The organism is Nostoc sp. (assembly GCF_036916985.1).
In the GTDB taxonomy this organism is placed as follows: Bacteria; Cyanobacteriota; Cyanobacteriia; order Cyanobacteriales; family Nostocaceae; genus Nostoc.
In genome coordinates, this window is the sequence record NZ_JBALFD010000016.1 from 15265 (window position 1) to 37159 (window position 21895).

Sequence of the window (21895 nt, forward strand, 5' to 3'; positions counted from 1 at the left end):
GACTAATGACTAATGACTAATGACTAATGACTAAAAAATGAACTTTATATCAATTTTCTATGGGCTGTTCTTGTTGAGTGTATTAGGAATTTACTGGTCTTTAGCACAACAGAAATTTCGATTATGGACGTTGCTAATTGCCAGTTTAGTTTTCTATGCATCTTTGCACATCCAATACATACCATTGCTCTTAGCTTTGACCTTTATTAATTTCCGTGTGGGACTGGAAATTGGTAAAAACACATCACCAGGAAAACATTCTCTTGACTGGCAAATCTCTAACGAAGAGTGGCAATTTGCTCAAGTTGATTGGAATCGTCGCCGTCTAAAAGTTTTGTGGGTGGGTATAACTCTAAATGTTTTACTGTTATTAGCTTTTAAGTATTTAACCCCCTTATTCAAGTTTGTCTTTAATATACAAACCAACTCACCAGATAGCTCTTTTAAATTGATTGCACCCTTGGGAATTTCATTTTTCACCTTTGAATGCATTGCCTATTTAATAGATGTCTATCGCGGTGCGCCTGCCACTGATAATTTTCTCAAATTTGCTACATACAAATTATTCTTCGCTAAACTGATTTCAGGCCCAATTACGCGTTACCACAACTTAGCAAATCAATTCAATACACTAGATTTACCCAGTGCTGATAGAGTAGCTGAGGCGTTATGGTTGATTGCTAGGGGCGCAGTCAAAAAGGGAATTTTTGCAGACCATTTGGGAATTTTCGTCGATTTATGTTTTGGTAATTTGCAACGGGCGGGTAGTACCGATCTTTGGTTAGCGACATTCGCCTACGGCTTGCAATTATATCTAGATTTCAACGGTTACGTAGATATTGCCCGTGGGAGTGCTTTGCTTTTCGGCTTGGTTCTACCAGAAAATTTCGATTTTCCCTATTTCAGCACCAATATCTCAGAATTTTGGCGGCGCTGGCATATCACTTTAGGAGATTGGCTGCGTAACTATGTCTACTTTCCTTTAGGTGGTTCCCGTAAAGGTTTAGTCCGTACCTGCTGGAATTTATTTCTTGTAATGCTAATTGCTGGTATCTGGCACGGTGCTGCTTTGGGTTATGTTGTTTGGGGCATATTCCACGGATTAGCCTTGGTGGTTCATCGACTTACAGATTCTATAAGCGATCGCCTTGAAAATCTAGAACAATTCTGGCAAAATCCTCTGGGTATCTTTGTCGCTTGGTTATTAACCCAACTGATGGTTTTTACCTCTTGGATTTGGTTCCGTCTACCTAATCTCCAAGACTCTTCTTTAGTAATTCGGCATCTTTGGGGTTATCCGGCTGACGCCCAATTTGCGGAAAAGGTCTATGTGGAAGCCCTAAATATGAGCCAATCCCAACTCACTTGGGTACTTCTAGCTTTAGCTGCCCTGATGGCTGTAGTCTATACCTTCAACCGAATGCTGAAGTTAGAGTTTAACTGGCCCCTTAAACTTGTATTCGTTCCTCTATGTTTCTACGCTGTTTGGTTATTAGCTCCTGAAGGCAGTTTGCCCTACATCTACTTTGATTTTTAACTGAAACATCAGAGAATATAGAGCTTATTATTTCGTTACAAATCGACAAGACTTAAAATGTTTCTCATCAGCTAATTGTAAAGAAGTGTAAAGGTAAATAAATAGGCGATCGCATCCTCGAAAGTGATAGCTAGTTAGGTGTTGAAATGCCTTAAAAAGCCTCAATCCATTACTTATTTAATAGTAGAAAAACTTTACAGTTCGACTAGCTTGTTAAAGAATATTAAGTCACAGATTGCATCCAAGTAAATTCATGTAGACTATATTTCAACAGGCGAAATTTATTTCGTTTGTTCCATATTTAACTAACCCATAGCACTTATAAAACAATGACCACAACCTTACAACGGCGCTCTGGCGCTAGCGTATGGGATCGCTTCTGCGAGTGGATCACCAGCACCGAAAACCGTATATACATCGGTTGGTTCGGTGTTTTGATGATTCCTACCCTGCTAGCTGCAACCACCTGCTTCGTAATTGCTTTCATCGCTGCTCCTCCTGTGGACATTGATGGTATCCGCGAACCAGTTGCAGGTTCTTTGATCTACGGAAACAACATCATCTCTGGTGCAGTTGTTCCTTCTTCAAACGCTATCGGCTTGCACTTCTACCCAATCTGGGAAGCAGCTTCCTTAGATGAGTGGTTGTACAACGGCGGCCCTTACCAATTGGTAGTTTTCCACTTCTTGATCGGTTGCGCTGCCTACCTTGGTCGCCAGTGGGAACTTTCTTACCGCTTGGGTATGCGTCCTTGGATTTGCGTAGCTTACAGCGCACCTTTGGCTTCCGCTACCGCAGTATTCTTGATCTACCCAATTGGTCAAGGTTCTTTCTCTGATGGTATGCCTTTGGGTATCTCTGGAACCTTCAACTTCATGATTGTGTTCCAAGCAGAACATAACATCTTGATGCACCCCTTCCACATGTTAGGTGTGGCTGGTGTATTCGGCGGTTCATTGTTCTCTGCGATGCACGGTTCTCTAGTAACTTCTTCCTTGGTGCGTGAAACCACCGAAACCGAATCACTAAACTACGGTTACAAGTTCGGTCAAGAAGAAGAAACCTACAACATCGTTGCGGCACACGGCTACTTCGGTCGTTTGATCTTCCAATACGCTTCCTTCAATAACAGCCGTCAATTGCACTTCTTCCTCGCAGCTTGGCCTGTAGTCGGTATCTGGTTCACCGCTTTGGGTATCAGCACGATGGCGTTCAACCTGAACGGTTTCAACTTCAACCAATCAATCATTGACTCCCAAGGTCGCGTCATTAGTACCTGGGCAGATGTAATCAACCGCGCTAACTTGGGTATGGAAGTAATGCACGAGCGTAACGCTCACAACTTCCCCCTAGACTTAGCTGCTGGTGAAGTTACTCCTGTAGCAATGACTGCTCCTGCTATCAACGGTTAATACTGAAGTTTAGCTAAATAAGAAGCGCCCCCCATTTCTGGAGGGCGCTTTTTAATTGAAGAAGCATTCAGCTAAAACTCTTTTAACCTCGTTTCCAGTATCAGACTGGAAATGCAACTCAAAAGCGGCTCTGCCGCCAGCAAGGGAGGCGGAGCCTCTAAGATGGCATTCCCAGTCTCCGACTGGGAACGAGATAACGAGATAATATCTAACACCAATGGCAAGATGCCCACCCCACAATAAATAGTTGGATATTTTTTGATTTAGAAGTCCCTTACTTCCCGTATGTATCGCTCTGCGTCAACAAAATAACTTTTAAAATAAAATATCCAGACAATATCAAAACAAGTTATAACTATAAAAAACGAGATAATCTTATTACTCTTGCAAGAAGAACCAATAACGCCACCAAAAGAAATAATTTTTAATCCCTCTTATACCCAGCAGAATGGAGCCGCATATTTAGGTGATAGCCTTAAACTTATTAAATTCATTGACGATAATAGTATCAATTTAATTATTACATCACCGCCATTTGCTCTTACACGAAAAAAAGAATACGGTAACGAAAGTGCGGAAAAATATATTGAGTGGTTCTTACCTTTTGCATCGGAATTTAAAAGAGTGCTGGCAGATAATGGCTCATTCGTACTAGATTTAGGTGGTGCTTACTTACCTGGTAATCCAGTTCGGAGTATTTACCAATACGAACTTTTGGTTAGATTATGTAAGGAAGTAGGTTTCTTTCTTGCTCAAGAATTTTACCACTATAATCCGTCGCGACTGCCAACCCCTGCTGAGTGGGTGACAATCAGACGGATTCGTGTGAAAGATTCTGTAAATACAGTTTGGTGGTTGTCTAAAACACCAAATCCTAAAGCAGATAATAGAAAAGTTTTAAAGCCTTATAGCCAAAGTATGAAACAGTTACTCAAAAATGGCTATAAAGCAAAAATACGTCCTAGTGGACATGATATTTCTGATAAATTTCAAAAGGATAACCAGGGTGCAATTCCACCAAATTTACTAGAAATTGCTAATACTGAATCTAATAGTGCCTATTTACGACGCTGCAAAACAGCAGAAATTAGACCCCATCCAGCACGTTTTCCTCAAGGGTTCGCCGAGTTTTTCATCAAATTCTTAACTGATGAAGGTGATATAGTATTAGATCCATTTGCAGGTTCTAATACAACTGGCTTTGTTTCTGAGAATCTACAACGCCGCTGGATATCTTTTGAAATTAATGAAAATTACGTAATGGGAAGTCGTTATCGATTTGGCCAATAACTAAATTAAGTGAAGAGTCAAGAGTCAGAAGTTAAAATTTATAAATTATAACTTGTAACTTATAACTCATAACTACTTACTTAAATTTCTCCATTTACCTGCATTTGATGAACTTGATCTGCTAACTCTTGACGACCTTGATCATCTAGTTTGTCAATAGCTAACATCCCCATGAGAATAACTTCTTTCAGGGTCAAACGTGTAGAATGTGCCTGTTTTTGCACAATCTCTTTAATAATGGGACTAACACCAATCGCTGTACTAGCTCTAGCCACGTAAAAAAAGGGAGACACTAATGATTCAGCCTAAATCTTAGCACTTCTAATGAGGTTATTCTCTAGAGTTAAAACTTAATTTAAATGTGTTTCAACTCATACTTCAATGAGTAAACATAAATTTCAAATGAAGTATATAGGAATCCGATTTGATTACGGAATTTATTTGTGTAGGGAGGGAACGGGTAACAGAGAGGAAGGGAATAGACGTGTACTGAGTTTTTTCAAAAATCAAATATGAGTCTTATAGTAAGTTATCAAAATCTCAGTATGGCAAACTTAATACTTGCCCATTGACGACACACCATCGTATGATATAAATATTATCGATGGTTACACTTACACCTATTACTCTTTAGATAACTGATGCATTTGAACTGCTCAATTTCACATAACAAAGTGAAAAGTATGGTAATTTAATTAAAAGCAAAAACCTCTCTCCTGAGATGCTCACAAGTCAATCACTAATCGCCGAGTTTGGCAACACTTAATTTGTGACAACTGAGTGTAAAAAGTGTAGACTAACTAAATCAGTGCTTTCAGTAGAAATATCTCACAAATAATACTTCTATACTACTGATAAAACCCTACTTTAAAGAGATCGTAAATTGTCAAATATAATCTCGTGAATACGCTTTACAGAACTATACAGTGTAAATAAGAATAGTAGATTAACCGAAGTAAAATTTTCCTGAATACAGACAACGAATGCTGTGATATGGAAAAGCAGTGAGTAGAGGAGAGAGAAAGCGATGAGGGACCCTTATCTGTTGGCAGCAGGCTTGTTAACAGGATTAGCAATACCAGCATCGGCTCTTCCACATCTGTCCATTGTTCTGCCAGAAAATTCTAGATTCCTGTGGGATTTAAAACAGGGCTGGCAGGCAATAGTCAGTACAAAAATTATCAAGAATGTTGATCTCTCCTTACCAGAACTGAGCGGCCAAGCGTTCCAACCCTTAAAAAGTTCGCAGCTATCAGAAGGTGAGAAAAGCATCCCTAGCGTACCAGAATTCGGCAGTCCGGGATTACCAACCCCAACAGAGTCATCACTTAACCCCAGCACCCAAGCAACTACCCTCTTATTGACATCTGGGAATCAACTTTACTACCAAAGATTGGCGGCTCTGAAAACAGGTCAGATTTATACACGCGTAGATAGTGATAATTTACAATCATTGTGGGAGTCGATCAAGAAACGTCAACTAACTTATGACGACTGGAAAAGTTTACTAGCTTTAGAAGCGAGAGCGATCGCTCAAGGTCAAGGTGCAAATCATCTAAGTATCTTAGTTGGTGATTCTTTGAGCATGTGGTTTCCGAGAGAAAAACTACCTGCTGGTAAATTGTGGCTGAATCAAGGCATATCTGGAGATACCTCTAGTGGCGTTTTAAAAAGATTGGGGGCATTTTCGGCAACACGACCCGATGTGATTTACATCATGGCTGGGATTAACGACTTACGAAAAGGTGCTAGTGATGAAACAATTTTGCGTAATTACCGCCGGATTGTCAGGCGTTTACGACAGACTCACCCCCAAGCTCAAATTATTGTCCAATCAATTTTACCTACTCGTCTACCAAAAATTCCCAATAGCCGCATTCGTCACATCAACATCCAATTAACCGTGATTGCCAAACAAGAAGGCGCTAATTATCTAAATATTTATAGCTGGTTTACAGATATGGAAGGCAATTTGCGCCCAGAGTTGACCACAGATGGGTTGCACTTGTCTCAAGAGGGATATGACGTGTGGCGAACAGCACTAAAGCAGATAGAATACAAGCTGACTCAGCGTGAGAATTGAGCGATCGCTTTGCCGACATTGGAGCGATATCTACGACGGGCTGCGCCTACGCAATTTTTAAATTTATGGAAGTTACTGATACCGATACCATCAAAATACGTTCTGTAATTGAATACCAATTGGCAGCTTTTAAAAAAGATGACGCTCAAGGCGCTTTTACCTTCGCTAGTCCGGCAATTCAGGCGCAATTCGGAACCGCAGAACATTTTATGCTTATGGTAAAAACAAGCTATCCAGCAGTATACCGTCCTCGTTCTGTCTTTTTTGAGAAAATAACAACCATCCAGGGAAACATAACTCAACCAGTGCTGCTACTTGCTCCTGATGGAGTTCCCTTAAGGGCTTTATATTTTATGGAAAAACAGCCCAATAATATCTGGAGGATTAGCGGTTGCTTTCTAGTTTCTCTAGAAGGTAAATAAACTCTATCTGTATACAACCAAAATATTATTTAACGCCCAAGGCTTCCCGATTTAAAACCTGATTCAACTTACCGCTACGATAACCTTCTAAATCTAAGGTTACATAGGTAAACCCAAAATCTTGAAATGCTGAAACTAATGTTTGTAAATCGTTAGTTGACACAAACTCTTTAATTTGTTCTGGTGGTAATTCAATACGTGCTGTATCTCCTTCCGATCGCACGCGCAAATTCTGCCAACCTAGTTTTCGTAGATAAATTTCTCCTCTACCGACTCGTTGCAACTTAGCCACAGTAATCTCTTCACCGTAAGGAAAGCGGGAACTCAGACAAGGTTGAGCAGGTTTATCCCACCAAGGTAAACCGAGTTGTTGCGAAAGTTGGCGGACTTCTATTTTAGTGACACCCACTTCTGCTAAAGGCGATCGCGCCCCTCTTTCCTTAGCCGCCTGAATTCCTGGACGATAATCATGCAAATCATCGGCATTTACCCCATCCACGACATAAGGATAACCCAACTCTAAAGCTAAAGGTTTGAGTGTGTCGTGCAACTCACTTTTGCAAAAATAACAGCGATTAACTGGGTTAGAAGTGTAATTGGGATTTTCCATCTCGTGAGTCTGGACGATTTTATGAGGAATCCCAATCGTTGCAGCTTGAATTTTCGCGTCTTCCAACTCTTCTGGTAATAGTGAAGGAGAAACAGCCGTGACAGCCAAAGCGCGATCGCCCAAGACATCATAGGCAATTTTGGCAACCAAAGTGCTATCAACGCCCCCAGAGTAGGCAATCAACGCCTGCTCCATTTCTGTAAATAAGGCTCTTAATTGCTCAAATTTTTCTGTTAGCATCATTTCCCAATCCTGCCAAAACCCTATAGCACCTAACAATTTCTATTGTAGTCATTAGTTATGGGGCATTGAAAAGAAACAGAGGGGCGGGGTGCGGGGGGCGGAGGGGAAAATTCTTCTACCTGCTCCCTGCTCCCTCGCTGCTCCCTCACTCCCCATCAAGCGAAGTTGGTGCTTTACTGTACTTGGCTACCAGACTGGCTAAAAGTGGTAAATCAATCGGTTTAGAAATATAGTCATTTACTCCAGCAGCTAGACAAGTTTCGCGATCGCCTTTCATGGCCATTGCTGTTTGAACAATTACCGGAATCGTCCGATATTGCTCATGTTCTCGCAATTGTTGTACTAAGCTCAGACCATTTCCATCTGTTAGACAAACATCCATTAAAATCACTGCTGGTTCTAACACAGTTAGAGTTTTCCACATCTCGCCAGCATTCTTAACCCAAGTCACTTGATATCCCAATTTACGTAGGTAAATTTGCATTAAATCAGCATTTGGTAAATCATTTTCTACCAGCAAAATCTCTACAGAGGAACTAGGTGTGAAATGCAGAGGAAATGAAGAAAATTTTGCTCCCTCATCCACTTCATCTCCCTCATCTCCCCCCACTCCTATTTCTTGTTTAAAGGGAAGTACCAGGGTAAAACGGGAGCCGCGATTTACTTCAGATTCCACTTTCACAGAACCACCGTGAATTTGGGCAAGTTTCTGAGTCACTGCTAAACCCAAACCAGTACCTTCAACACCACCTGCTACAACCTTAGCAATTTGGAAATAGGGTTCAAATAGTTGAACTTGGTCTTCTTGGGAAATGCCACTGCCTGTATCCCAAACTGTAAAATGCACAAATACACCTTTGGCAGTAACCCGTAAGCCAACACTTCCTTCACTGGTAAACTTTAGAGCGTTGAAGATTAAATTCAACAGCATTTGCTTGAGTCGTAATGGATCGGCTACTAAGGTTTTAATATCGGGTTCAAGTTCTAAGCACAGTTTCAAACCCTTATTAGCGGCTTTCTCTTTCACTAGTGCCAAAACATTGCTACACAGCAGTGGCACATCTATTATTTCCCACTGTACTTCTAGCTGATTTGCTTCAATTTTAGAGAGATCCAAAATATCATTAATCAGAGCTAGCAAGTGCTTGCCGCTAGACTGAATGATATTTAAATACTCTTGCTGGCGTTCTCTAGTTGGTTCGTACCCTGGTGCTAAAAGCAGGTGGGTAAACCCAATAATAGAACTAAGCGGTGTGCGAATTTCGTGGCTGGTATTGGCCAAAAACTGATTTTTGAGTTGATTAGTACGCTCCAATTCTTGATTAGAGTTACTTAACTGTTGATACCGTTGCGACCAAGACAGGATATGTCTCAACTGTACCAACGCTGTAGTACAATACCTAGCACACCTTGCCATCAATTGCGATCTGAGTTGAGCTTGTGATTTGATCAGCGATTCACGATCAGAGCTTAGGGAAGCTGTGGCGATAATCAGCCAGCCTATGACGTTACCAGAATCATCAGCTAACCGCCAAGCGCTCTGTGGTTGTTGATGCTCAAGCTGTTGCAAATCTTCAAGTTTTATGACTTCTTGCAATCTCAACAGCAGCTTTTTTTCTGCTGTCAGCACTTCTACAAATAAAGGTTGTGAGTTTGGGGATGGAGAATGAGAAGCATAGCAAACTGTGGCAACGGTTTCTTGTGGTTGAAACAACGCGATGCCTACGGCACAATCTGTAAGTGCCAAATTACTGCTGTGAACAGCACTGTTAATTTCGTTAACCACAGCTTGGAAAATTTCTGCTTGTGCGGCTCCTGCCTGTGGGACAGTGTTACAAGCAGAAAGTAGGCAATCATTAAGGCGACTTTGCAACTGGTTTAAGCTGCTCTCCAGCCACAGCTGTGCGCGAAGTTGCTCAATTGTTGTCAAAAGTTTTGGCGTTGCATCTATCAGTGAGTTCTGGTCTGGTAAGCTTGAGTACTGCTGCATGGTCAACTAGACCGCTGAACAAATTTAGCTTTGCATAAAAATCCGAATAGGATTTTATGCATATTAGCCGAGAATTCTTTTTTATTTATAAACCATAACTTATGTTGTTATAAACCATAGCTTATGATGCCGAATTTAGCAGCTAGACAAAAAAATTATTTTATGAACCATTAACCTAAAATTTTTTAAAAGCAACTTGAGACTTATGGATACACAATTCGCCCAACTAATGGTTAATGGGATTGCGGTGGGGAGCATTATTGCGCTAGCCGCAGTCGGACTGACTCTTACTTATGGAATTTTACGACTATCAAATTTTGCTCACGGTGACTTTCTCACTTTAGGAGCCTATCTCACCTGGCTGATAAACTCCATTGGAGTCAATATTTGGCTGTCGATGATTTTGGCAGCAGTGGGAACAGTCGCAGCAATGCTGTTATCAGAAAAGTTACTGTGGTCAAGGATGCGCGCTATCCGTGCTACTTCCACGACGCTTATTATTATTTCTATCGGACTTGCCTTATTTCTTCGCAATGGGATTATTTTGATTTGGGGTGGCAAGAACCAAAATTATGATTTACCTGTGACGCCAGCTTTAGATATTTTGGGTTTAAAGGTACCGCAAAATCAATTATTGGTATTGGGGTTGGCGGTGCTAGCAATCTTGGCGCTACATTACCTGCTGCAAAATACCAAAATTGGTAAAGCGATGCGAGCAGTTGCCGACGATCTGGACTTAGCCAGGGTTTCAGGTATTAATGTTGACCGAGTAATTTTTTGGACTTGGGTAATTGCTGGCACTCTAACGTCATTGGGTGGAAGTATGTATGGGTTAATTACAGCCGTGCGTCCAAATATGGGATGGTTCTTGATATTACCATTGTTTGCCTCAGTAATACTTGGCGGCATTGGCAATCCCTACGGTGCGATCGCAGCAGCTTTTATCATTGGCATCGTCCAGGAAATCAGCACTCCTTGGCTGGGTTCACAGTACAAACAGGGCGTAGCCCTGTTGATCATGATTTTGGTGCTACTCATTCGCCCCAAAGGTTTATTCAAAGGAACGATCTGAGCAGCACCATTCCACTTCTAATTACTCAATAATGTGGAAATAGTAGGCTGCTACCAGGAAATTGATAGCTAATAAGAACAGCGCCCAGCCTGTGCGAAAGGCATAGGGAGGTTTAGCTCCACTGTCGGCAACTGGGGAAATCTTAGTTTTAGCAGTCATAATTCAATTCTCCTAATGTCAGGACTTTTTAAGAAATACCAAACTGGCGTACCAAATACTCAAATTCTTTAAGAATATTTGTGTGAAGTTGGGAATTGGGCACAACAGTTCCGAGTTCTGAGTAAAGAAGTGAGATTTCCCACTCAGCACTCAGCACTACTACTTCCCCACTCCCTCCTCTCCAGCATGATAGGAACTGCGAACCAGAGGCCCAGAACGAACATGGTTGAATCCCATTTCCCATGCTAATCTGCCAAGCTGATCGAATTCCTCTGGAGTCCAATATTTTTGCACTGGCAAATGTTCTAGGGAAGGACGCATATACTGACCGATAGTCAAGCGATCGCACCCGACAGCCCTTAAATCAGCCATTGCTTCAACGACTTCATCAAGTGTTTCTCCGTGTCCCAGCATTAAACCTGATTTGGTGGGAATGGTCGAATCGATTTCTTTGACCATAGCTAGTACTGAGAGCGAGCGATCGTATTTGGCTCCCCGGCGCACTGGCCCTGTTAACCGCCGCACTGTTTCAATATTGTGATTGAAACAAGCTGGTTTGGCTTTCACAATCATCTCTATCCGCTGGCGTTGACCTGATTCCCCAACACCAGCACCACCCCAAAAATCTGGGGTCAGCACTTCAATTTGAGTCTCTGGGTTGAATTGGCGGATAGTCGCGATCGTCTTCACAAAATGCCCTGCACCCTGATCGGGCAAGTCATCACGGGCTACAGAAGTCAGCACCACATAACGCAATCCCAAAAGCTGCACCGCCTGGGCTACCTTTTCGGGTTCCTCTAAATCAAGAGGCATTGGTGCATGACCTTTATCTACTTGACAGAAAGCACAAGAGCGTGTGCAAGTAGGCCCCATTAGCAAGAAAGTTGCAGTTTTTTGGGCGTAGCACTCTCCACGGTTAGGGCAGCGTCCTTCTTCACAAATCGTGTGAATTTGGCGCTGCTTAATAATGCGTTGTACGGTAGAGATTTCACTGGCTTTGCCAATCGAGCGACGTAACCAGCTAGGCATTGCCGTAATTTCAGACTTTAGTTCGGCTTGTTGTGACGAAATCATAGACATCCAAGCAAGATGCGGATATAGATGTAGTGGTCTATCGGTTAAATATCACCATGACACAAATTGAAAAGAGCGCGAGCAAAAGTTTTGCAAAATACCTCTCACAATGTCATTTATACCGAAATATACTATCCCCCAATTGCTAGAAATTTTGTATATAGTGGGAGGATTCTCAAGGACAATCGGCAAAACCGCTATTTACACTTATAGTTTCTGTTAGAGCAAACAGTCGTGGCAAGCAACAAGATTTTAGTTATCGATGACACTACAGTTGTCAGGGTGAAAGTACGAGAAATGTTGCCTCCGGGCAATTTTGAGGTACTGGAAGCAAAAGACGGTGTGGAAGGACTAAATTTCATCCTTCAGGAAAAACTCAGCCTAATTATGTTGGATTTCCTGTTACCTAAAATGAGTGGCTGGGAGGTTTTTCAGAAAGTTCAAGCCGATCCGGAGTTAAGGAAAATTCCTTTGGTGATCATGTCTGGTCGCAAGGAAGAGGTGACTGAAAAAATCACAGAACCCTTTGAATACTTTGAATTTCTGGGTAAGCCTTTTGATCAGAAGCAACTAATTAGCGCAATTAAGTTAGCTATGACCAAGGCGAAACAGCCACGCCCAGAACTAGTCGCAGTGGGAGCAGTAGCGGCCGTTAAAAATAGCACAGTTGCAACCTCTAATGTTGCAACTGCTACAGTAGCAGCCCCTACTGTCGCCAATGTTGCAGTCGCAACTCCTAGCGTCGCCAATACTGTGATGCCTACGGCGGCAAGCAACGCAACCCCTAGTGCTGGAGGAGTCTCCGACGTAGAAATTAATGCGTTGAACGAGAAAATTGTCAAAATGCAGGCAGAAATTGATGGTTTGAAAAAACAGCTAACTCAGGTTGTGACTTTTATTAAACAAAAAATCAAGTAGTATTTGCGCTCGTTATTATTATCGCAGCCAAAAATACACCGTCTCTAATAACGAGTGTCCGATTCAAAGCGGGTAAAAATAGTTAGTTCAAAAATACTTATGTTGATAAGTCATAATTATCCAGTGAGATACAGTTTAACCTCACCCCGATAAAGCTATGCTTTATCTCCCCTTTGCTCACAGAGAGGGATTAGGGTGAGATTTTTATATGTATTTAACTAGATGAGGAAAGGCTATAGTTCAAGATTCAAATATTTAGTAAAAAATTATATTTCCTAATATAAATTAAACAAAAAAATCCTATTTCATGATGAGGATAGTCTTGGCACGGGAATAATAAGCCATAGACACAATAATTATGAGCATAGTCTGCAATGTTAGTACTATTAGATACATTATATTCCTTCCCTGGCTATCGGATTACCGAGCAAATCTACTCAGGCAGTAAAACCCTAGTTTATCGGGGCATCAGAGAAGAAGATAAAAAATCAGTCGTTCTCAAATTGATGCGGAATGAATATCCTACCTTTGCAGAAATCGCTCAGTTCCGAAATCAATATATCATCACCAAAAATCTTGATATTCCTGGCATAGTCAAAACCTATAGCTTAGAAAACTACCGTAACAGCTATGTCTTAGTGATGGAAGATTTTGGTGGCATTCCCCTCCAAGACTGGCGACTGGAGGACAAGGGGAAGAAGGAAAACTGGCTTTCTCTCAACGAGTTTTTTCCCATTGCGATTAAAATTACTTCTACCCTTGAAAGACTGCATCGCGATCGCATTATTCACAAAGACATCAAGCCTGCCAACATCCTCATCAACCCTACCACAGATGAAATAAAACTCATCGACTTTAGTATTGCCACCCTCCTACCAAGAGAAGTTCAATTTCTCACCAATACCAATATCTTAGAAGGTACTCTGGCTTACATTTCTCCAGAACAAACCGGCAGGATGAACCGAGGTATCGACTACCGTACTGATTTTTATTCCCTTGGTATCACCTTCTTTCAACTCCTCACCGGACAGTTACCCTTTACCAGCAAAGATCCGACGGAGTTAGTTTACTCTCACATTGCCAAACAACCACTAAAAGCTAGTCGGATTAACTCTAATATTCCGTCAATTTTGTCTGACATCATCAGCAAGCTGATGGCAAAAAATGCCGAAGACCGCTATCAGAGTGCTTTGGGGTTAAAGCATGACTTAGAGGTGTGCCAAAGCCAGTGGCAAGAAACCGGAAATATTGCACCCTTTGAACTAGGCGTGAGAGATATCTCAGACCGTTTCGTAATCCCCGAAAAACTCTACGGTCGCCAAAGTGAAGTTGAAACCCTACTCACAGCTTTTAAGCGCGTAACAGCTGGGGCAACAGAAATGATATTAGTCGCAGGTTTCTCTGGCATTGGCAAAACTGCTGTGGTCAATGAAGTCCATAAACCTATTGTGCGGCAGCGTAGTTACTTCATCAAAGGAAAATTTGACCAGTTTCAACGCGATATTCCCTTATCAGGATTGGTGCAAGCTTTTCGGGACTTAATCGGGCAACTGCTCTCAGAAAGTGATGCCCAAATTCAACAATGGAAAGCCAAAATTCTGCGGGAATTGGGTACACAAACTCAGGTGATTATTGATGTAATTCCTGAACTTGAACAGATTATTGGCAAGCAGCCTCCAGTTAGAGAACTCTCTAGCAGTGCTACCCAAAATCGATTCAATTTATTGTTTCAAAAATTCATCCAAATCTTCACAATGAAAGAACGCCCTCTAGTTATCTTTCTCGATGACTTGCAATGGGCAGATACAGCCTCTCTAAAATTAATCCAGTTATTAATGTGTGAAAGTACGTTATCTTCTCTATCAGAAGAGACAGAACAATTGGATGAAAATCAGGGTGATTTATTGTTAATTGGTTCCTATCGAGATAACGAAGTTTCCAAGGTACATCCACTTTATTTAACACTACAGGAGATTGAAAAAGCAACAGTAAATATTAATACGATCACCCTAGCACCTTTAAATCAGGGTGATTTAAATCATCTCATTGCTGATACCCTTCATTGTCCTGAAGTCGCTGCGGTTCCTCTCACCCAGATGGTGTTTGCCAAAACGAAAGGCAACCCCTTCTTTTCCGTCCAATTTCTCAAAGCTTTACACGATGATGGGCTAATTTTCTTAAATCTTGATGTTAGTCATTGGCAGTATGATATTTTAAAAGTCAAAGAATTAGCTCTCACAGATGATGTCGTAGAATTTATCGCTCTGCAAATAGAAAAATTGCCAATACATACCCAAAAAGTTCTAAAACTGGCTGCCTGTATTGGGAATCAATTTGACTTAAAAACTCTAGCGATCGTCAATGAAAAATCTGTAGTAGATACAGCATCAGACTTGTGGCAAGCGTTACTTGATGGGCTAGTTTTACCGCAGACTGAAAATTACAACATATTTTCAAAAGATAATGCTAATGAATTTATTACTCATGGAATAGAATCTACGCAATTTTCAACTTCTAATTTACAGCTACCTAAATATAAATTCGTACATGACCGAGTGCAGCAAGCTGCTTATTCTTTAATTCCCGAAGAACAAAAAAAGCCAATTCACTTAAAAATTGGGCTACTGTTATTGAACAATATTCCAGTTGCCGAAAAGGAAGAAAAGATTTTTGAGCTTGTCAATCAGTTTAATATTGCAGTGGAATTCATCTCCCCTCAAGCTAAACGAGATGAACTGGCCCAGATGAATCTGATTGCTGGACGTAAAGCGTTAGCATCAACAGCTTATCCCGCTGCCGTTAAGTATTTAACTACTGGCATCCAACTGCTAGCAGATAATAGTTGGGAGATGAAATATCAGCTAATCCTAGCTTTGTATGAGACAGCGGCAGAGGCAGCCTACTTGGACGGCGACTTTGAGCAAACTGAGCAATTAGCAGAGATAGTATTGGTAAGAGGGAAAACTCTTATAGATAAAGTTAAAGTTTACGAAGTAAAAATTAAAGCATCTGGGGCACAGAACCAAGCACTCAAAGGAATTAATACTGCACTAGCCTTTTTGAAGCTTTTGGGAGTAGAGTTTCCTGAACATCCAAGCCAATCTGATGTTCAGCTAGTAATGGCAGAAATAGCCTCAAATCTGGCTGGTAGGCAGATTGAAGATTTAATTGACCTACCAGAAATGACAGAAGCTAAAACACTAGCAGTTATGAATATTTTGTCGAATATTCATGGTTTGACCTATCAAGCTATTCCTGAATTATTCCCACTAATTATTGTTAAACAAATCAACTTATCTCTACAATATGGCAACGCACCATTGTCTGCATTTGCCTATGTTAATTATGGACTAATACTGTCTGCTCTGGTGGGAGATATTGAGTCAGGGTATAAATTTGGTAAACTAGCTGTAAATCTTTTATCTAGGTTACAAATTAAAGAAATTAGCGCGAAAGTTCTTGGAGCTTTTCTTTCACTTATTAGACCTTGTAAGGAACACGCCAAGGAAATATTAAAACCTTTGTTGCAAGCTTATTCTATCGGTATTGAAACAGGAGATTTAGAGTATGCAGCTTATTCTCTACACATTTATTCTTACTGCTCCTATTTTATCGGTAGAGAACTTTCAGAGCTAGAACAAGAAATGGCAAATTATAATAATGCCATCAAACAACTCAAGCAAAAAACAGTATTCCAATGGAGTAATATTTATCGACAGAGCGTATTGAATCTACTAGGGTGTGCAGAAAATTCCTGTTCTTTAATTGGTGAAGTTTATAACGAAGATAAAATGCTGCCGCTCCATTTGGAAACTAAAGATGGACTTGGACTTCTATATCTCTATGTCAGCAAACTTCATCTCTGTTATCTATTTCAAGAATTTCATCAGGCAGTTGAAAATGCCACACTAGCGAAAAAGTATTTAGATACTGCAATAGGACATCTAGTTGTTCCAGTTTTCCATTTTTATGATTCTTTGGCAGGTCTAGCTGTGTATTTTGAGGTATCCGAATCTGAGCAAAAATGTATTCTCGATCGGGTTCAAGCCAATCAAGAAAAAATGGAGCATTGGGCACATCATGCCCCAATGAATTATTTACACAAATATGATCTTGTAGAGGCTGAACGCTATCGGATTGGTGGTCAATATCTTGAAGCAATGGAATTCTACGATCGCGCCATCTTACTTGCCAAAGAAAATGAGTATCTTAATGAAGAAGCCCTGGCTCAAGAACTTACCGCCAAATTCTATTTAGAATGGGGTAAACATAAGATTGCCCAAACTTACTTAATAGATGCTTACTATAGCTATGTTCGCTGGGGAGCATTAGCCAAAGTTGACGATTTGGCAAAACGCTATCCCCAATTACTGGCTTCTATATTTCAGCAAGAAAAACTGAGTATCCATTCCAGCGAGGAAAGCACTTCTTTATATAACACATCTATATCATCTTTATCTACCCTGAGTAATCAACAAACTGTTATTGGCTCGAAGACAAGTATTTCTGATTCTCTGGATTTAGCCGCATTCATTAAAGCATCTCAAGCACTCTCTGGCGAAATCGAGCTTGAGCGATTACTTTCTACTTTGATGGAAGTTGTGATGGAGAATGCAGGAGCTTCTAAATGCGCTTTAATTTTGAGCGAAGGTGATAACTTAGCATCAACTGTTACAGCCATTTGCTCAAGTTCAAATTTTGACCATACCTACACAGAGTTTCCATCAATTTCTTTGGAGTCCAGCTACGATGTTCCGATTACTTTGATTAACTACGTTAAACGCTCCAGAGAAATTTTGGTTATTGATGATGCAACGACTGTTTCTTTTTTAGCAGGTGATAGCTATATTCTGAGTGAAGAACCTAAGAGCTTATTGTCTATACCTCTTCTAAATCAAGGTAAATTGATTGGGATTATTTATCTAGAAAATCATTTGACGACAGGAGCATTTACACGCGATCGCGTAGAAATTCTCAAGCTCCTCACCACTCAAGCAGCAATATCCCTAGAGAATGCTATCCTCTACAAAAATTTGGCACAAGCTAAAGAAAGCTTGGAGGAATACAACCATACTCTAGAAGAGAAAGTCCAGAAGAGAACGCAGGAACTCAACCACAAAAATTACTCTTTACAACAAACTCTACAAGAATTACAACGTACCCAAATCCAATTGATTCAAAGTGAAAAAATGTCTTCTTTGGGACAAATGGTAGCAGGAGTTGCCCATGAAATCAATAACCCTATTAACTTTATTCATGGCAATATTAATCATGCTAGTGAGTATGTCAAAGACTTGCTGGATTTGGTAGTTCTTTATCAGCAAGAATATCCTCATCCTTCGCCTTTAGTTGAGGAAAAATCTGAAGAAATTGACATAGATTTTCTCACAGAAGACTTACCAAAGATTCTAGATTCAATGAAAATTGGGAGTTCGCGTATCCGCAATATTGTTTTGGGCTTACGCAACTTTTCTCGTCTAGATGAATCTGAGATGAAGCCTGTAGATATTCATGAGGGAATAGACAGTACCTTAATGATTTTACAACACCGAATTCAAGAAAAGAACAATTTTCCTGAAATTGAAGTCATCAAAGAATACGGCAAATTACCAGAGGTTATGTGTTACCCTGGTCAACTAAATCAGGTGTTTATGAATATCCTGAGTAATGCGATTGATGCTTTAGAAGAGTCATTTGTCATTGTCGATCCATCACTGGTAAATAATAAAGAACAAATCACAAAGGACATAGAAGCATCAGCAGTTTTTGATATGGTAGGACAAATTCACATCTTTACTGAACTAACAGATTCTAATACAGCAATAATTCGGATCGCTGATAACGGTTCTGGTATGACCAAAGCAGTGCAGCAAAAAATCTTTGACCCATTTTTTACCACCAAATCAATAGGAAGTGGCACAGGTTTGGGGTTGTCGATTAGCTATCAGATTATTGTGGACAAACACAAGGGTAGTTTAACCTGTGATTCCACATTAGGAAAAGGGACTGAGTTCGTGATTGAAATACCGATGCAACAATCAGATATCTAGACTATGGCAATCTTAGTTTGATTTGCTCTCCAGCGAGAGGCTCAGATCCCCGACTTCTTCAAGAAGTCGGGGATCTTTTTGTTCGTAATTCCTACACTTCTGTTAAGATACAAAGTTCGGTTAAGTAAGGTGCGTTCTACCCAATCTACAATTGTAAAAACCCAGTTTGTCACACAAACTGGGTGATTTCTAAGATTCATCAAAACAACTCTGACAAGCTACTAGGATATAGATGTAATTGTCATAAGCTAAAATACATCTAATTTGCATATTAAATTCTCAATATCTTGTGGGTGGACATCTTGCCCGCCCTGATTATGTAACTTAAATGCCGATGAGTTTATTCACTAAAGGCTCTTGAGCCTCACGTCGTCGTCCTGTAATTACCATCTTGACTCCACTTGCAGATGCCAGGGTAAAACCTCGACGCTGAGGCCGCTCAGGTTGCTGATTAACTACCGCTAACTGATAGCGTGATAAGATGGTTGCCAATACTAATTTCATTTGAAACAAACCCAAAGCCTCACCAATACAACGACGGACACCACCACCAAAAGGCAGAAATTCATAAGGAGAAAATTGGCGTTCTAGAAAACGTTCTGGTCGAAACTGCTTAGGTTGGGGATATAAATCTTCACGTTGATGAGTAAGATAAATACTAGGAAGCAATACTGTTCCAGGCTCTAAAGAATGTCCCAAGAGTTTAACGGGTTCTTGTACTACCCTTGGGAAACAGAACGGTAAAACAGGGCTAACTCGCAAGATTTCATTACAGACAGCCGTAAGATATGGTAGTCGATAAATGCTCATAGGGTCTGGGGAATCACCGAGAGTGTCCACTTCTTGGAGCAGTTTTTCACGGACTAGAGGCTTTTGGTGAATCCAATACAATCCCGAAGCTATTACAGATGCCGTAGTTTCATAAGCGCCAATTATTAGGGTCATTAACTGATCGCGCAATTCATGATCTGTCATAAATTGACCAGTTTCATCTTGAGCTAAGATCAGCAAGGAAAGGATATCGACACATTCTGAATTAGGTTGTCGCCGGCGTTCAGCAATTTCGGCGTAGAATAATTGATCGGTTGTCTCCCGATCGCGCAGAAATTTTCCCCAAGGACTCCAAGCTCCTAAATCCTGTTGCAAGAATGGGAGCAAGAAAAAACTAGAAGTGATAGGTGAATGAGAGAGATTTAACAGCAATGGTAGTGAATGCTTAAGTTTTTGAAATCTTTCTCCCCCATACAACCCTAAGACAATCTGTAACATAACTTGTAGAGATATTTCTTGTGTTATGTTACGAGCCAAAAAGGGCTGATTTAGTAGTAAGTGACTAAAGGCATTTTCGGTAATATTACGGATTTGTTGGCCATAGCTTTGCATTCGCTCTCCATGAAAAGAAGGCATTATCAATTGTCGTTGTTGTTTATGACGACTGCCATCAAGTATGAGAACTGAATTTTTTCCTAGCCAGGGTTCAGTAATTTTATTGAGTTCACCGGCAGCGACAAATTTCTTTCTATCATTCGTTAAAATTTCTTGGATTCCCTGAGGATGATTTACAAATACTACAGTATCGCCAAAGGCAATTATCCTACCAGTAAAAATGTCGGGATATTGTTGAGCTGCGTTTTCCATGTAGCTCACAGGGTCAGTAATCCACTGAAGCTTTTGTAGCAAAGAAGGGGTTTTGAGAGGATTAGGCAGTTGCATATGAATTTTAAGTCCAAACCAAAGTCGAAAAATTGTATTAGCGAGGATAAACCCTTAACAAAATAATATGGGTTCATCTATGATGAGCTTTCAGCAAAATAGGATACCTGTTAGGTATCCTATTCCCTTATAAAAAGAGAGTGAGAATTTATTGATTTAACTCCAAGCTGTCTATAGTTTGATAGCGACCAGAGTGAAAATACCAATTCAGATTGGCAGATATCCAGCTATGTAGTCCTGATATATATTTGGCAAGTTCTGCATCTAATTCCTCTCCAAAAGATGGAAGAGATGATTCAAACTCTTTCAAGCGATGTACTTCTTGATCGTGCATTTCGCTAACTATGAGAATTGCTTGTTCTAAAGAAACCTTTTGTTGATAATAAATTAACAATGCTAAATTATGAACATCGCCACTTGACATTTCTCTATGTACGGAGAAAATATCATTACACCAAGCAAGAATATTAATTGTCATCGCTTTTAATTCTTTCATCACCTCATGATTTCGGAGAGAATCAGGAATTATTAAATAATTGCAAAATTCCATCAATGCAAGGAAAACATATCCACCTAAAGTTAATCTACGTATAAGCATATAACTGTCAACATCGGGTGTAATTTCCTGTGCGCGGTTAACAGCTTCTTGAACACAGCCATCGAAATAGCCTTCATAGCGAGCAACAAAGTAATGAAACCATTCTTGACTACCTCTTTGAAGTATCCGTTGTCGTAAATCACTTAATGCATAAGCAAGTGGTATATCCTTACTCGTGAGTTCTGCACCGTTCAATATTTCCAAAAATCTCTTATGAAAATCTTTGAGAACATCAGGTTGTCTTCCTAAATTTGATAAATCACACTGGTCATCCCAAATAAACGCCCAACTCAACCAATCATTTGCAATTTTCAATTCTTCAAGCTGGCAGTTGGGATAGGCACTTGCCGCTAGGAAGAAAAATTTTGATTTGCAAAAACGCTGATAAGATGATTCATTTGCCAGGAGATTGAAGCGAAGTACCCATTCAAGAGCGTGCCTTTCTAGAACATCAATATGTTTATTGATGTGGGATGGAAATGGGCAGTATAAATCAGGGTAAGCTAATTGATTCATAAAAAATGAATTAGTTTAAAGTACCAAAAAAATCATCACAGTAGAACAAAGATAATGGCTCAATATACTGTTAGAAATCTTTGAGAAAACTTTTGCAAAAATTCACACCGATCCCATATTTCTAAAGTGTGTAAGTCATCTTTACACCACCATCAGTACTATGTAAGCCTATATGAACTTTTAAAAGCTATCTCAATATTGTTAAATA

16 protein-coding genes are annotated in these 21895 nt (G+C 40.3%); 9 read left to right on the forward strand and 7 right to left on the reverse strand.

Annotated elements, in window-relative coordinates; all coding sequences use genetic code 11:
- Nucleotides 1–37 precede the first annotated feature (37 nt).
- From V7L07_RS04980 to V7L07_RS04995, 4 genes are all read left to right on the forward strand, one after another.
- Nucleotides 38–1537, forward strand: coding sequence for an MBOAT family O-acyltransferase (locus V7L07_RS04980; RefSeq protein WP_335055629.1), 1500 nt, complete (start codon nucleotides 38–40; stop codon nucleotides 1535–1537).
- A 329-nt stretch (nucleotides 1538–1866) separates the two neighbouring features.
- Nucleotides 1867–2949, forward strand: a complete 1083-nt coding sequence (psbA, locus tag V7L07_RS04985; protein WP_334775066.1) for a photosystem II q(b) protein — start codon at nucleotides 1867–1869, stop codon at nucleotides 2947–2949.
- 111 nt (nucleotides 2950–3060) lie between these two features.
- Entirely contained in the window at nucleotides 3061–3192 is a 132-nt protein-coding gene (locus V7L07_RS04990) for a hypothetical protein (RefSeq protein WP_335055631.1), read from the forward strand.
- Nucleotides 3193–3333: 141 nt separating this feature from the next.
- Nucleotides 3334–4239: a DNA-methyltransferase gene (locus tag V7L07_RS04995; protein ID WP_335055633.1), complete on the forward strand. Its 906-nt coding sequence runs from the start codon at nucleotides 3334–3336 to the stop codon at nucleotides 4237–4239.
- A gap of 80 nt (nucleotides 4240–4319) precedes the next feature.
- Here V7L07_RS04995 and V7L07_RS05000 read toward each other — a convergent pair whose 3' ends face one another.
- On the reverse strand, nucleotides 4320–4514 hold the full coding sequence (locus tag V7L07_RS05000; protein ID WP_073640193.1) for a hypothetical protein: 195 nt from the start codon (nucleotides 4512–4514) through the stop codon (nucleotides 4320–4322).
- Between the two features lie 752 nt (nucleotides 4515–5266).
- On the opposite strand from V7L07_RS05000, the gene V7L07_RS05005 reads away from it, so the two are divergent.
- Together V7L07_RS05005 and V7L07_RS05010 are read left to right on the forward strand one after the other, a co-directional pair.
- A complete protein-coding gene (locus V7L07_RS05005) occupies nucleotides 5267–6322 on the forward strand; it encodes an SGNH/GDSL hydrolase family protein (protein ID WP_335055636.1) in 1056 nt (351 codons plus the stop codon).
- Between the two features lie 65 nt (nucleotides 6323–6387).
- Nucleotides 6388–6744 carry a DUF4864 domain-containing protein gene (locus V7L07_RS05010; protein WP_335055638.1) on the forward strand — a complete coding sequence of 119 codons (357 nt, stop codon included), beginning with the start codon at nucleotides 6388–6390 and terminating at the stop codon, nucleotides 6742–6744.
- Between the two features lie 25 nt (nucleotides 6745–6769).
- Here the strand turns inward: V7L07_RS05010 and larE are convergent, their stop codons facing one another.
- Nucleotides 6770–7594 carry an ATP-dependent sacrificial sulfur transferase LarE gene (gene larE / locus V7L07_RS05015; protein WP_335055930.1) on the reverse strand — a complete coding sequence of 275 codons (825 nt, stop codon included), beginning with the start codon at nucleotides 7592–7594 and terminating at the stop codon, nucleotides 6770–6772.
- Nucleotides 7595–7742: 148 nt separating this feature from the next.
- On the reverse strand, nucleotides 7743–9587 hold the full coding sequence (hrmK, locus tag V7L07_RS05020) for a hybrid histidine kinase/response regulator HrmK (RefSeq protein ID WP_335055639.1): 1845 nt from the start codon (nucleotides 9585–9587) through the stop codon (nucleotides 7743–7745).
- A gap of 205 nt (nucleotides 9588–9792) precedes the next feature.
- Between hrmK and V7L07_RS05025 the strand changes: the two genes are divergently transcribed.
- Entirely contained in the window at nucleotides 9793–10659 is an 867-nt protein-coding gene (locus V7L07_RS05025) for a branched-chain amino acid ABC transporter permease (RefSeq protein WP_335055640.1), read from the forward strand.
- A gap of 21 nt (nucleotides 10660–10680) precedes the next feature.
- Here V7L07_RS05025 and V7L07_RS05030 read toward each other — a convergent pair whose 3' ends face one another.
- Entirely contained in the window at nucleotides 10681–10818 is a 138-nt protein-coding gene (locus tag V7L07_RS05030) for a photosystem I protein PsaX (protein WP_334768257.1), read from the reverse strand.
- Nucleotides 10819–10977: 159 nt separating this feature from the next.
- On the reverse strand, nucleotides 10978–11892 hold the full coding sequence (lipA, locus tag V7L07_RS05035; protein WP_335055641.1) for a lipoyl synthase: 915 nt from the start codon (nucleotides 11890–11892) through the stop codon (nucleotides 10978–10980).
- Between the two features lie 234 nt (nucleotides 11893–12126).
- Here lipA and V7L07_RS05040 point away from each other — a divergent pair, with 234 nt between their 5' ends.
- Nucleotides 12127–12810 carry a response regulator gene (locus V7L07_RS05040; protein WP_335055643.1) on the forward strand — a complete coding sequence of 228 codons (684 nt, stop codon included), beginning with the start codon at nucleotides 12127–12129 and terminating at the stop codon, nucleotides 12808–12810.
- Nucleotides 12811–13184: 374 nt separating this feature from the next.
- Nucleotides 13185–18860 (forward strand): ATP-binding sensor histidine kinase, encoded by a 5676-nt coding sequence (locus V7L07_RS05045; protein ID WP_335055645.1) that lies wholly within the window; start codon nucleotides 13185–13187, stop codon nucleotides 18858–18860.
- A gap of 324 nt (nucleotides 18861–19184) precedes the next feature.
- On the opposite strand, the gene V7L07_RS05050 is transcribed toward V7L07_RS05045, so the two are convergent.
- Nucleotides 19185–20573, reverse strand: coding sequence for a cytochrome P450 (locus V7L07_RS05050; protein WP_335055647.1), 1389 nt, complete (start codon nucleotides 20571–20573; stop codon nucleotides 19185–19187).
- A 148-nt stretch (nucleotides 20574–20721) separates the two neighbouring features.
- Entirely contained in the window at nucleotides 20722–21687 is a 966-nt protein-coding gene (locus V7L07_RS05055) for a terpene synthase family protein (RefSeq protein WP_335055649.1), read from the reverse strand.
- Nucleotides 21688–21895: the final 208 nt, after the last annotated feature.